A 14,986-nucleotide genomic window follows, 5' to 3' on the forward strand; every position below is an offset into this window, starting at 1 on the left:
TTATTGTTTCACATAATTAATTATTTGTCCAATGAGATGCTCCCTAGGTTAAGTAATTTACTATTTTAAAAAGCTGAAGAAGCCGCTAAAATAGCGCCTTCTTCAGCTTTTTATATTTTTTTATATTTTTTTAAATACTTGCTGTAGCTGCTATGCTATGAACACAGGAAATAAACTCATAAGTGAACGCGTCAATTTCCTCTTTCGTAATAATATACGGCGGAAGCAAACGAATAATATTCCCTTGTGTAATATCCACTAGCATCCCTTTATCCATTAATGCTGACTGTAATTCTTTCACATTATTATTCGTATCATTCACACTAATACCAAACATCATACCAGCATGGCGTACTTCTTTAATATAATAAGAGTTTTCTTTTTGAAATTCTTGCAGTTTGTCATTTAAATATAGTGACGTTTCATAAGCTGCTTGCATTAATCCATCATCTATTAATGTATTTAATACCGTTAAACCAAGAGCTGTTCCCATTGATGAATGTGCAAATGTTGTACCATGATCTCCTGGTGAAAATACATCACATAACTTTTCACCTACAATGATTCCGCCAAGCGGTATCCCGCCTCCTGCTCCTTTACCAATTTGAATAATGTCCGGTATAATATTGAAATTTTGATAAGCAAATAGTTTTCCAGTTCTCCCCATACCACTTTGTACTTCATCTACTATTAGAAGTACATTGTATGTATCACAAAGATGTTGAACACTATGCAAATATTCACTTGATAAAGGATAAATCCCCCCGCTTCCTAAAACAGGTTCTAGCATAATTGCAATAGGCTTTTCATTTATGATTGTTTCTTCTAATTGCTCTATATTCTCGCGCTCTACTTCATATACAGGAATAGATGTTTTAGGGAAATTTTGATATACATTTTCTTGTCTCGTAAAATGAAGTGCACCTAATGTTCGTCCGTGGAAACTATCTTTCAGTACAACGACTCCGTCACGTTCTTCGTTCGTTATAGATCTATATTTATCTATTAATTTTAACGTTGTTTCTGTCGCTTCCGTACCAGAGTTTGTAAAAAAGACTTTTCCGTTTTTTAAAGAGTAATCAACTAACTTTTTTGCGTACTCAATCGCTACTGGATTTAAAAAATGAAAAGGAAGATGCAACGATTTCGTAACTTGTTCCATTGCCGTTTGTACAATTTTCGGGTGGTTGTAGCCTAATACATTCACCCCGACACCTGAAAATAAATCTAAATAATCTTTACCATCTACATCATAAAGTTTACTTCCTTCTCCTCTTTCTATCGCAACCCCCGTACGACAATACGTAGGCATAATGTATTCTTTATCTAATTGAAACCAATCCGACATTTTAAATTCCTCCTAGTTATTTTTCTCGTTTTTAATGTTCATTATCTATAAAGTCATTTTTAAATTAATTTTTAAGATTGAAATTTTAATAGTGGTTTTCTTCCACCTTTTTAATAAAACGTGTTATTTCTCTTTCCGATATTCATTTTTTCATAATTTCCTCTATTTCAACAGGTCCACTATAAGTGCGTTTTTTACATCTAGCGGTATGTTACTAATTTGAACTTTGTATGTAATACATAATCAAGGCTATAGAATCATATTTAGTAACAATCGACGAAAAAATTTGGAGGCTAAATCGATGAATGAAAAATATGATAAACAGAGGCAATCTTTATTAGGAGAAGACTTTAATCAAAATCGAGAACGTAATGAACCAGCTAAACTTCACTCTCAAACAGTTGGTTCACGTGGACCTATTTTAAAGCAAGATAGTGTGCTTCACGAGGCGTTACAAGAATTTATTCATGAAAAAATTTTAGAAAGACCTGTTCATGTAAAAGGATTTGGTGCGTTCGGTTATTTTCAAACGATCTATCCAATGTCCGAACATACTAAACTAAATTTTCTACAAAATCCTAATGAGAAAGTTCCCGTTATGGTGCGATTTTCATTAGCTGTTAGTACGAAAGGAACACCTGATACTTCTAGAAATGTACGCGGTTTTGCTACAAAATTTTATACAAATGATGGAGTTTTTGACCTCTTATGTAATCACATTCCTGTCTTTTCTGTTCGTGATCCGATGCGTTTCCCTGAAACTATTAAAGCGCTCTTGCCTTCACCTAAAAATAACTTAATAGACCCTGATAGCTTTTGGAGTTTTGTCGCTAGAGCACCCGAATCAATTCATTTTGTTGTCCATTTATACTCTGATGCTGGTACCGCAAAAAGCCTTCGCCACATCCCAGGACATAGTGTAAATATATATGTTTGGAGAAATGCGGAAGGTAATCGAAAGTATGTAAAGTATCATTGGTATCCATTTGAAGGTGTACAGTACATTACTAGTAAAGAAGCAAATAAACTAGCTGCCGAAAATCCTGATTATAGCGGGAAAGATTTATACGATGCAATTGCAAATGGTAAAGCAGTGGAATATGGTTTATATGTCCAGCTCATGGATCCAAAAGATGAAGCACATCTTTCTTATGATCCTTTAGATGATACAAAAGTATGGGACGAAAAGGCGTATCCACTTATACCAGTCGGTAAAATGGTATTAAATAAAAATCCTGAAAATTATATGGAACAAGTAGAAAAAGTGTCCTTCTCTCCTTCTAATTTACTGGATGGAGCAGAATTATCTGATGATAAAATGCTACAGGGCCGTGCTAATATTTATAGCGATTCTCAAAGACGAAGAATTGGACCAGAATTTCGTAAATTAGCGATTAACCAGCAGCAAGATTGGACACCTGTTAATCAAGCAACAAGCGGTGACGGAAGATACGTCGAAGGGAAACTTGAAAGAGCTTCTATAGCTAAGCAAGATGACTTTGGGCAGGCTGGTGAATTTTATGAAAAGTTATCACTCATTGAAAAAGAACATCTTGCTGAAAATTTAGCTAGTGATTTGAAAGTTATATCCGATGATATTAGGAAGATAGTTTTGGGGTATTTCGATCAAGTATCAACTGATTTGAAAACAAGAATTGAGACAAAACTGGAAGAGCATTAAGAAGATTAAAACATGCTTTACGAATGAGAATTCAAATCTATATTAATTATTTTCTTGTCAAAATCCAATAAGGTTATTTAATTTAAAAATAAAAAGCCAATATATCCCTGTTCTATAATTAGAACAGGGATATATTGAAGTAGTTTAATGTTAAACATTAAATACTTTACTTAGCTAAAAATGCAATAAGTAGCCTTTCAAAACAAACTCTAGTAAATTATTTTACTTGCACTGTATAATTCCCTGTTCCACCACCATATTTATATACACTTAAGTAATATTTCCCTGGCTTCGCATTATAATTGCCAAGCAATTTGTTTCCATCACGTTTTGTTGCATAAGTTACATAATTATTTAAGTCTGATTCAGAATATAGTACCCAGTTCAATCCAATGTTTTGTTCGTTCGTAATAGTAATTTGTAAATCTTTTGGGTCCTTTACATCAAGAACAAATCGGTCAACCTGATCTTGATCGCTTAAGTTCCCTCTTAGTAACGTATTTAAAGATAGTGGATTCGCTGTTTCAAATGAATTATTCGGTTCTTTTTCTACAGCCGTACCTTCTTCCGTATTCACTCCGCTAAACACAATATCATATTCAAATTGTCCAGCATTATTAACACGGTAATTTACAAAATAAGCAGTCAATGTTTTATATCCAGTCCACCCTTTTCCTGAAAGACGTTTCAACATATCATTTGTTGCTTGATTCATTACTTTCCAATCCTCAATCTCTCCTTTTGCCGCACTTCCTGTATATGTCCCCTGTAGTGTAAATGTATTAAAGAATTGTGATTTATTCTTTGTTACTTTCACATCTTTTAACTTTGCTTCATTAGTGATATCTGAAGTAACGTCCAAAAGCGATTTTGGATCATGCTGCGCTAAGTACTCATCTGATACTTGTGGAATTGTATACTTATCGCGATTATCAATAAGCGTTTGCATATAAGATTGATAGTCTTCATTTAATTTATTATCTTTGCTTAATGTAGAACGATATGCGTCGTAACTTGAAACATCATTTGCACGAATTAAATCATGCACTTTATCGAACATTTCAGGACGGTTATTATACATATATGATTGCAATGCAAACGAATAGTTATAAAAATCCCACGTTCCATATTTCGCATTTAATGTTTGTGATGCTGTATAACGTTTTGCAGGATCATTAGATAACCCACCAATTATACTTTTTCGCGGTACTACACTATCTAATCGCGTTGCACCTGCAAAGAACTCTGCATTCCCTTCTTCAAACCATGTTAAACGTTCATTTTGATACATTTCCCCTTGGCCCCATAATCCCTGAACCTCGTATCTTCCCTGTAAGTAGTGCGTAAATTCATGGCGGAACAATTCTTCCAAACTATAAATACTTTGCTGTGGTGTACGTTCATATGTAAAGAACGTTCCTGTCCCTTCAATGTAAATTCCACCATTATTCGTTTCATATCCGTACAGTTGACGATTAAATTGATACTCATCTGGACTATTATAAATAACCATCGTTAGCACATCATCAGCATGTCCACTTTCAAGTGGTTTATCGCTACCAACTGTACGATAAAATTGAGAGCGTACTTCTTTTGCCGCCCAGTATAGACGTTTAATTTTCTCTTCGCTAACTTTATCCCCAGCCTTAAAGACAATCGCTCCATCATCAAATGTATACGTTTTCGGTAAATATTTCTTTTTTCCATCTTCTCGGATTTGATCTAAACTTATTGTTTTTCCGTTCGCATCTACTCCTCCGTAATTTGTAGTAATTTGTTCTGCTGCAACAAAATATTGCTCCCCTAAATGTGGATAAATCCTCATCGCTTCTGTAACAACTTGCTGGCCTTTTGTTGGTGTACTATAAAGCTTGCCTAATCGACCAGCATAGTAAATTCCATTATTAATTAACCATCCGTTTTTATTTGTTACAGTACCAATTAGTGCAAAACGATTTACTTCATTAATAAAGTTATCAATATTTCGAAACCACATCGTATCTTTTGGCTCTTTTTCAGTTGTGTACATATCCGTCTGAATATCAAAGTCAATTCCCTTCATCAACTCATAAATAGCGTCTCCTTTCGTTCGGTCTTCAATGAAAGTTGCAAGATTATCGTTATATTGTTTGAAAATTTCACCTGCATATAAAACCGTTTCAACATCAGCCGATGCATTTCCAATTAATTTTCCATATGATGAAATAACTTTATTTTGTTCTGATGTACCAAGTTTGAAATTCGGATTTTTTGCAATTGTTTTTAAAGCGGGTAAACATTTATCATGGTAGCTACGCTCATTTAGTTTGCTTAATTCATCATGGTAAAAACCTAAATAAAATGCTGCACGTAGAGCTTCTACTAATGTTTCAATCCCTTTTGAATCATCTTTCGTATAAGCTTGTCCTTGTTCTGCTAGTTTATTAATAATCGCTTGCATTCGGCTATCATCTTGATAGAATTTGAGACTATCACTATTAAACTGGAATAATTCCGGAATTTGATACCAATTAATTGTCACAAGAAGATCAGTTAATTGTTTGTTACTTAATTGATTTAACTCAGCCATCGAATACTTTTTTTCTTCAGCTAACGGTTTAACATCCTCGGTTGGTGCTAGTGGACGCTGCGATAAATCCGCTAACTTTAACCGTTTTGTAAAAGATGCATTTTCTTGTACTGCTGAAGAGTGCGCCAACTCATCAACAGATTTCTGTATTCCTACCGGCTCCATTTGTAATACGCTCTTCACGCTCTTCACATTTTTCTCTTTTGTCTCTGCTTGAATTTGCAAACCATTACATGATATTGTCACTAGTCCAACACCAAGAATCAACTTAGAAATTTTTGAATATTTAACCATACCATTGCCCCCTGATAATTTTAAAGAAAATTCTGAATTTTTATACTAGAACATACTTATTTGTATGTATTTACAGTTCCGCTATAAATACAAGTATGATCAATGATGCAATAGTAGCTTATTTTATACTATTACGAATACAGATTCCTTAAATACAATTTCCCTTCCTTAAATTTAATACAAGCAAAAACTGTGCCAATGATGTTTTTTGTGAATAGTAAACATTTCTTTATAGTACTGTAGAATAAAATATACATAAGTGGTTCAGCAATGTATAAATCTTTTGACACATACTCCTCTCTCTTTTTACGATAAAAAGATCCTTTGAAAATTATAAGCACATTTACTAGCAAGTAATTTGCAATATACACCATCCAAAATGTTAATAACCTCAAAAAAAAGAAGGTAAGTATACATAAGGTTAATATGTATACTTACCTTCTTCTATAGCAACCTTTCAGCTGATAAAAACAACATTAATTAGTATTTCATTTCATATTATGATACTCATTTCTCTTTTTCAGATAATGCTTTTCACATTGTAACGGTTTGTATTCCACTATTTTGCCTTGCTTCTTTTTTATTTCGGTAACAATCCATTCCCCTTTTTCAAGGTTTAGATTTAGGCGTTTCATTACATTAGTATCGTCTATTTCTTTATAAAGTAAAAATGCTTCTTGCGCCCTCACAAATAAGCTAGGCTGCCCTCTAAATCCACCACTATCATAAATTTTAGTTAGTGAATTATAATATGAATCAATTTCCTTTCCGCCATATATCAAATGCGCAGCCTCTAGGTCTCTTTTACTAACTTCCCAAAAACTGTTTTCATCAATATTTAAATTAAATGTGGATTTAATGTCCTGTATTATATTTTTCGCATACTTTTCATCACGCATTTTACTTTCTTCCATACAATCCGAAGATAACCTTGGCGCATCTGTTTGAGAATGTACCACATGCTGGATAGATACACATAAAATAAATACACTTAATACATACAATAGTTTTTTCATATTTAACTATCACCTCAAATCATTTAGATACTATATTATTTGAGGCTTAGAATATTCTTATGCTAGGAATGAGAAAGATCCTATAAAAATTTTTTTATAGGATCTTTCCTTTTAATATTGCTTGATCAAATTCACTGGCAAAGCAAGTACTTTACTACTTTTCACATCATATAACCCTATAGGGGTTACTCGTATAAAAGGCAAGTGCGTCGCAGAAAAGAATAAAATAGTAAATGCCGGATCGTTATAAGCATAGCCTCGCTCTTGCAGTAATTTCACCATCTTTTTCTCTTCCTTTATTAAATCACTCATATTTACATTAGACATAATCCCTAGCAACGGTAAAGCAATTTCGTGTAACACTTCATTCTTTTCAGCTATTACGATCCCCCCGCCTAGCTCTTTTACTCTATGAAAAGCTGTAAGCATGTCTTCTTTTCTCTTTCCAATGAGAATGATGTCACCTGTACCAGAATAAGAACTAGCAAGACCTCCTAATCTATTCGCAAAACCTTTCACAACTGTATTCACTCGCCAAGTGCCATCACGAGCAATCATCATAAGGAAACATTCATCATGCTCAATAGAAAGTTCCTCAACGTTTAAGTCGATTTCAGTTACATATGGTTTTGAAATAACATCATTTAATAATTTTATACCTGTTGTTTCAGAAAAAATCATATCTTCTTTCTTTAAAGACCAGTCTAGTTGTAGAGGGGTTACTTGAAATTCATCCCATTCTATACGTAATGATTCATTTTTATTTTCTCCATCACGTTTCACCCATTGTCCTTTTGCAATTACACTAATCGGCACCGGGTTTTCTTTACTTTCCAAAATATTAATATTGGCGATTCTCCCTGTGGCAATCGCACCATGTAAATACTCCATATTATAATAACGAGCAATGTTATAACTTGCCATATTATAGGCATCAATAACCGGTATCCCTTGCTTAATCGCTATTTCTATCAATCTATTTGTCATTCCGTTTTCATAAAATGATGGATGCGAACCGTCTGTTGTGAAAATGAATCTATCAAATTGTTTAACACCTAGTTCTAGCAATTCTTTTACTAAAATTTCTAAATCTGGACGGATAGAAGAATTTCTAAGAGAAACGGTGTAACCTTGCATAAGGCGTATTAATGCTTCCTGCCCTGTCATCGCTTCATGATCACAATCCGTACCTAACAATTTTAACTTTGCTAAAGTTGTTTCAGATGCTCCAGGAAAATGACCTTCTACTTTCTTCTGTAATCGTTTTGTTTCCTGTACCCAATTTAACATTTCCTCATCGCCATGTAATAGTTTTGGCCATGCTGTTAACTCCCCGCCTTGAAGAACATCTTCATGATTAAGCCATTCCATTATTTCTTCACTATTAAACAATGATTGGCCATTTTGCAACTCAGTTTGTCCATCGAAACGACACCACCAATACATGCTTGCCGGAACCTTTTTAAATTCATCTAATAAACGAAATGCTTCTTCACGTTGTAATGTGAAAAATAAAGTTAAATTATCATTAATAAAAGTTGTTGTCCCAAATTGCATTGCATGATTTGCTAAAGTCTCTGGATTGTATAATTGATATGGATGTGCATGCGGTTCTATGTAACTAGGAACTACATACTTCCCTTCGCAATCAATCACTTCACAATGAGTAAATTGCTCTGGCAGTTTTTCTCCTACGTATACAATGCGGTCATCATAAACCCAAATATTTGCTTTCATCCACTCACGCATATATGAATTTAAATATGTCGCATTCTTTAATAAAATGTGTGGACTTCTCGTGCCATCTAGTACTTCAACATGTTCTCGTAATTGCTTATTACTCCATTTATAATGATTTTGTCCCAATGTACTCAACTCCAAATCTATTTATTGTTATATTGGTTAAAATGAGAAATAGTTAATCAACTAAAGTATTTTCCATTCATAACTCCCCTGTATAAATCCCTATAGCCTTTATTATATGGAACGATTCGAAAAATAACAATTTTCAGAATTAAAGATATACCTCTTTGCTCCAAAATAAAAGGGATGTCACGCAACTGACATCCCTTTTATTTTTATACTAAGAGCTATAAGATTGACTTTCACTTTGAAATACAGTTATATCGTATTTACGTTCCACATAAACTTGATGCCATATCATAAATGCTAACACTGTCCATATTTGCAAAATTTAAAAAACATCTCTTTTATATACAACTATAGCAGAATCCAATTCCCTTTCTTTTTTCTATTTATTAAATTCAATTTGCATCATTTTATTAAACTGCGTAATAATATCAATCGCACCTAAAGAGTTAATACTGACAGCCAATGTATGTTTGCCCCCAATTACTCCCCCAGCAAAAGTTGTAAACCCAGGAATTGCCCCTCCGTGACCCCAAATTGAAACACCGTTTGGAAGTTTAGTCTCATAGATTCCAAGACCATATCCATCACCAACACCTTTTCCTTCTACAGGAACTGTGGTAAGCATCTCTTTTAGCTGATTTTCCCTCAGTAACTTACCACCGAGTAAAGATGAAAAGAACGTATTTAAATCGTCCGCATTGGAAATCATATCTCCAGCTGACTTAGCTAAACTCGGATTATAATACGTTATGTCTTTCAACTCGCTTGTTCCCTCCATTTTCATATACCCTCGAGCATGATTCTTTCCTGGGATAACGGTTGAATTCCCTGGTAGAAACGTATTTGACAGATCCAAAGGTTCAATAATTCGCTTTTCAATTTCTTCTGCATAACTATTTCCAGTTATTTTTTCAATAAGCATTCCCAATATTACGTATCCTGTGTTTGAATACGACCACCCCTTACCTGGCGAAAAATCAGGCGGTAGAGAAAGCCCCATTTTTACTATTTCTTCTGCTGTATACGTTTTTTTCGAATTCATTATGTCAGCGTCTTTTGACTTTAAGTATTCAGCTATACCACTCGTATGATTCAAAAGTTGACGTATCGTAATTTGATTACCATCATACCCATTTCCTTGAATGAGACCCGGTAGCCACTTTTCAATTGGATCGTCAAGTTGTACGCGATTTTCTCCTACTAATTGAAGAACAGTCGTAGCAGTAAACGTCTTCGTCACACTACCAATCCGAAAACGATAATCCGATTTCATCGGTTTCTTTGTACTTAAATCTGCCACGCCAGCTGTATAAATACTAGTTTTTCCGTTGTTAGACGTCTTAGCTAATATTCCTGGTGTTCCAAGCTGCACTGATTCCTGCATTACTTGTTTCCATCCATTCCGGTTCTTTTGATCATGTGCTTGTGACGGACTAGATATATTTTGAACAGACTCTGCTTTCACAGTAAAACCTGGTGTAAATAGAGTAGTACCCGCTAATAAAACTGCCAAACTTGTTAACTTAATTGCATTACATTTTTTCATAAGGCTCTCTCTCCTCTATTAATATCGTATTGATTCAAGTTATACTTTAATCCTATATGATAAAACTCTCTTTTTTCTTATCCATTCCTTACGAAATACTTACGTTCAAATTTTGATACGATAAGCTGAGAAAGAGTTTTGTATGAAAATAAAAAGAGAACATAACAAAAGTTATATTCTCTTCCCTTCTTATTCATATCGCAAACATTCAATCGGATCTAATTTTGCTGCTGTATTTGCCGGTAGTATACCAAATACAATACCGATAAACATAGATATTCCAACCGAAATCAGTCCTAAATTTACTGAAACAATAAATGGCTATTCTGCGAATATCACAATTAACCACGCAAAGAATACGCCAAGCATAAATCCAATTAAACCACCTAGTGCTGTTAAAATGCAAGATTCAGTAAGAAACTGCATTAATACTTTACTACGCGTTGCACCAAGCGCTTTTGGGATGCCAATTTCACGCGTACGTTCTGTTACAGATACAAGCATTATATTCATAACACCGATGCCACCAACTAATAACGAAATTCCAGCAATTCTGCCAAAGACCATTTTCATCATATTCGTAGACTCGTTTCCATCCTCTGGAGCTTTGAATTTATGTTCAAATTTAGGCGATTTAATTTCATTTATACGTGCTACTGCTTCTTTCCCAACACTTTCCCGATCATCTCTAGAATGTAATTTCACTGTGACCGTATCATATTCGCTTACTCCTGAAATTAGAGAAGTGAATATGAGCGATCAAAATAAGGAATAATTCTATTCGATTCATCCCCCTCTTTTCACAATAGTTCAACTATCTATTACAACTATGTAAATTTGAATCGAAAAATTCATAAAAAACGTCATCCTTTCTGCATGTTTTCACAAAAAGAATAACGTTTTTCTCGTTATTTATATATAAATTTTTAGCTTGACGTTGATGTGGTAGATCCCTTTTGAACCGGTATGTTTTTTGAAGCTAAGCTTACAATAAAAGTTATTACGATATTTATTAATAATGCTATCGCTCCTGTACTAATGTCGTTAATAGTGTGTGGGACTGTTGGGAAAAAGGTAGCGATTTTTATATTGAAAATCGTAGCATACAATACAATGAGCACTCCTGTAATAATTCCAGTCATTGCACCGTATTTATTAATGTAATTTTTTTTGGAAAAACTAAGGAATAATGCAGGTGCTAATTGTGCGATAAGACTGTATGACATGATATTTAACAGCGCCAGTGCTGTCCCGCCAAATACTGTGAAGAGTAAAGCAGTCAAAGAAAGGATAATGATGAACAGTTTTGAGGCTACTAATTGTTGTTTTTCGGTAGCTTTTGGAAAAATCACATTGTAAATCCCTTTTGTTAAACCAACAGATGCAGACATTAACATAACGGATGCTGGTACTAACGCCGTTAGTAAACCAGCTGCTCCAACTATTCCAATGACCCAAGGATCAAATGTTTGAATAGATAAACTTAAAAGAGAAAGGTCTCCATCAGCTCCTTGTAAACCAGGAATTTTTACAATAGCTGAAAAGCCAATAAAGAAAACAAACAGTAATAATATAGTGTATAAAGGTAGGGTAATTGCATTTTTACGAAGTGCTTTTTCACCATTTGCTGAGAACACCACAGTGAAAGAAGTCGGTAATAAATAAAAAGATATTGCATTTAAAAGGATAGTAGAGATAAACCATGGTACACTTAGCCCCTGATCAGCTAACGTTAACACTTCAGGTTTAACAGCCTCAACAGACTTAAACATTTGCTCAATTCCACCAAAATAGTGAATAGGGATGTATAGGCCTAAAAAAACAACTACTCCCAAAATCATAATATCTTTAATCACAGCTGTCCAAGCTGAGCCATGAATACCAGAAATTATTACATATGTTGTAATAACTATTGCGCCTATAATACTTGCAACTATTGGTGAAATAGCTCCAAAAGAAGCCTCTGAAACAATGATTCCTAACCCTTTCATTTGTATACAAATATATGGTATAAGGGCTAAACCTCCCACAATAGCTACTATAACCCCCATTGCACGACTATTATATTTAGATGCAAAGTAGTCAGGTTGTGAAATAATACCATGTTCTTTACCGTATCTCCAAATTTTAGGTGCAATCCAATAAGATATTACATATGCTAGAAATATGTACGTGGGCACATAATATGCAGCAGCACCTTTGGAATACGCCCAACCACTTCCACCTAGAAAAGTAAAAGTCGTATAAACCTCTCCAGCTATTAATAGGAATATGAACAAGGTTCCAAAACCTCTGCCACCAACTGAAAATTGCTGCAAGTTCATCTTTTTTCCTCTTCTTGCTGCTATCCCTAAATAAAGAGATAGGATTAAGAAAATAAAAATAATAAATAATGATATATTCATTCTGTCTCACCCCCTTTATTATAAGGGTCAAGCTTATAAACAATGGTTAAAATAATTGAGGAAAGTATCATCCAAAATACAATCCAAAATAAAAGAAAAGGCATTCCTAATACGTAAGGCTCAATTCTATTTGCAAATGGTAAAAATCCAACACACCCTATAAAAGGAATTAAGAGTAAGAGTTTAATATATTTCAAAATATGCTCAACCTCCCATTTCATCGTTTGAATTTTTATGGATTAAGAACCGCTATCATACAAGGATTTGTTAACACGTTAATATTTTTTAATTTTCTGATATTCCATAAAAAGGATCTGGCCACTTTTATTCATAGTCCGATACTCTCTCCAATCTAATAAGAGGGGGGATTTCATTTTTTCAAGTAATATAATTGCCCCCCTTTTTTGCCTAAATCTAATTTTTCATCATTAAATCATTCTCTTTTTGATAGACAATTTCTCCATCAATAATCGTTGTTTCCACTTTCAAATCCTTAATACGGTCTGGTTCAGCTTTTAAAATACTTTCACTTAAAATAACTAAATCGGCTAATTTCCCTACCTCTAGGCTGCCTTTTATATCCTCTTCAAAACTTGCATAAGCGCCATTCCATGTGTAAAGTTTAATCGCTTCTAGTACACTAACAGATTGATTCGTGCCAATTTCGGCTCCAAATTGACTTTTTCTATTAACTGCAGTATGAATTCCTAATAAAGGATTATAATCCGTAACCGGTGCATCTGAACTACCTGCTGCAATAATACCTTTATCTATATAGTCACGAGCAGCGTACATATAATTCACACGTTCACCATAATTGTGAGCATATATCTCGCCATATTCATATGGAAATGGTGGATTTGGAATAGGGATGACTTCCAGTTGTTTCATTCTTTCTTGTAAATCTGGTGTTGAAACTCCTGCATGCTCGATTCGATGACGATGATTTTTCCTTGGTGCTTCTTTTAACGCTCTTTCTACGCAATTTAAATACATTTCAATAGCTTTATCACCTTGAGCATGTACCGTAATTTGATAGCCTTTTTTATGTGCTTCACCTAGAACTTTATATATTTCTTCTTCACTATAATAAAGAATCCCGAAATTGTTAGCATCGCTGGAGTATGGTTCTCGAGTTGCAATTGTTGGACCAGAGCTACTTCCATCTAAAAATATTTTAGCCGGACCAACCCTAAATTTCTCATCCCCTGTACCGGTTACTATCCCTGCATTCATCATTTTATTTACAAATTTATCGGATTCATTTATGGTACCAATTATTGCGTATACGCGAACACCGATGTCTTTCGTTTTTATAGCTGTTTGTAACAAACGATAGCAATTCGAATCAAAAGTAGCCGCTTCATGAATACTCGTAATGCCCCCTGAAATGAAATGATCCGACGCAATTTTAACAGCTTTCATAAGTTCATCATCTGTATAGCTTGCTACATCATTCATCTTCATATTTGCAGCCTCAAATAATTTCCCTGTAATTTCTCCCTTCTCATTCTTTTCAATTACTCCACCTTGAGGATTCGGTGTATTTCCGTCAATTCCAGCCTTCTTTAGTGCTGCTGTGTTTACGATACAAATATGTCCGCACGTACGAGAAATGATGATTGGATGCTTCGTTGAAATGGCATCTAACTCTGCAATCGTTGGATACCTTTTCTCCTTTATGGTAGTTTCATTAAATCCCCAAGCTCTTATCCACTCACCTTCTGGAGTTTCCAACGCTTTTTTCTTAAGCTCATTCAGCACATCTGCAACAGAGTCGATGTGACTTTCTTTACAACTGATATTCAACTGAAAAACCCCATATAAAACCAAGTGTGTGTGTGCATCAATAAATCCAGGAAGAAGAGATTTGCCTGCTAAGTCAATGACTTCAGTCTTCTCCCCAATAAATTTATTCATTTCTAAATTTGACCCGACCCCAATTATTCGATTATCCTTTATTGCTACAGATTCCACTATTGAGTTTTGTCTGTCTGATGTAATAACCTCACCATTGATAAATACTACATTTGCATTCATACATACACCATCCTTTTTATATAAGTACAATTTAGTAATTGTTATCTATCATCCTATTCATTATCACAAGCGCAATTAAAACCCTTTCATTAAACGACATCCCTAGGATAAGGCGTTTTTCTTTGTTAGTAAAAGTGGTGCCCCTAACATTCCAATAAAAGAAAAAACCCATTGCATACCTCCCTTTATAAAGTGAACCTTTAATCATTCCATAC

General features: G+C 34.2%; 9 protein-coding genes and 1 pseudogene. 1 reads left to right on the forward strand and 9 read right to left on the reverse strand.

Annotated elements, in window-relative coordinates; all coding sequences use genetic code 11:
- Positions 1 to 130: 130 nt before the first annotated feature.
- Entirely contained in the window at positions 131 to 1,348 is a 1,218-nt protein-coding gene (locus tag BAU27_RS29535; RefSeq protein WP_071772917.1) for an aspartate aminotransferase family protein, read from the reverse strand.
- A gap of 301 nt (positions 1,349 to 1,649) precedes the next feature.
- Between BAU27_RS29535 and BAU27_RS29540 the strand changes: the two genes are divergently transcribed.
- Positions 1,650 to 3,029: a catalase gene (locus BAU27_RS29540; RefSeq protein ID WP_071772918.1), complete on the forward strand. Its 1,380-nt coding sequence runs from the start codon at positions 1,650 to 1,652 to the stop codon at positions 3,027 to 3,029.
- A gap of 217 nt (positions 3,030 to 3,246) precedes the next feature.
- Here the strand turns inward: BAU27_RS29540 and colA are convergent, their stop codons facing one another.
- The 8 genes and pseudogenes from colA to BAU27_RS29580 all read right to left on the reverse strand — a co-directional run bounded on the left by colA (position 3,247) and on the right by BAU27_RS29580 (position 14,771).
- Positions 3,247 to 5,892: a collagenase ColA gene (colA, locus tag BAU27_RS29545; RefSeq protein WP_071772919.1), complete on the reverse strand. Its 2,646-nt coding sequence runs from the start codon at positions 5,890 to 5,892 to the stop codon at positions 3,247 to 3,249.
- 488 nt (positions 5,893 to 6,380) lie between these two features.
- A complete protein-coding gene (locus BAU27_RS29550; protein ID WP_071772920.1) occupies positions 6,381 to 6,908 on the reverse strand; it encodes a hypothetical protein in 528 nt (175 codons plus the stop codon).
- Positions 6,909 to 7,019: 111 nt separating this feature from the next.
- Complete coding sequence (locus BAU27_RS29555; RefSeq protein ID WP_071772921.1) at positions 7,020 to 8,774, reverse strand: adenine deaminase; 1,755 nt, start codon at positions 8,772 to 8,774, stop codon at positions 7,020 to 7,022.
- 385 nt (positions 8,775 to 9,159) lie between these two features.
- Positions 9,160 to 10,326: a serine hydrolase domain-containing protein gene (locus tag BAU27_RS29560; RefSeq protein ID WP_071772922.1), complete on the reverse strand. Its 1,167-nt coding sequence runs from the start codon at positions 10,324 to 10,326 to the stop codon at positions 9,160 to 9,162.
- 189 nt (positions 10,327 to 10,515) lie between these two features.
- A pseudogene (locus BAU27_RS29565) lies at positions 10,516 to 10,884 on the reverse strand (ABC transporter permease); the annotation flags it as partial.
- 368 nt (positions 10,885 to 11,252) lie between these two features.
- The gene (locus BAU27_RS29570; RefSeq protein ID WP_071772923.1) at positions 11,253 to 12,731 is read right to left on the reverse strand and encodes a sodium:solute symporter family protein; all 1,479 of its coding nucleotides are present in this window, start codon (positions 12,729 to 12,731) and stop codon (positions 11,253 to 11,255) included.
- On the reverse strand, positions 12,728 to 12,928 hold the full coding sequence (locus tag BAU27_RS29575; protein WP_071772924.1) for a DUF3311 domain-containing protein: 201 nt from the start codon (positions 12,926 to 12,928) through the stop codon (positions 12,728 to 12,730). The genes BAU27_RS29570 and BAU27_RS29575 overlap by 4 nt, the downstream gene beginning before the upstream one ends.
- A gap of 217 nt (positions 12,929 to 13,145) precedes the next feature.
- Entirely contained in the window at positions 13,146 to 14,771 is a 1,626-nt protein-coding gene (locus tag BAU27_RS29580; protein WP_071772925.1) for an amidohydrolase, read from the reverse strand.
- Between the last annotated feature and the right edge of the window lie 215 nt (positions 14,772 to 14,986).

Origin of the sequence: Bacillus sp. NH11B (genome assembly GCF_001884205.1) — a bacterium.
GTDB classification, from domain to species: Bacteria; Bacillota; Bacilli; order Bacillales; family Bacillaceae_G; genus Bacillus_A; species Bacillus_A proteolyticus.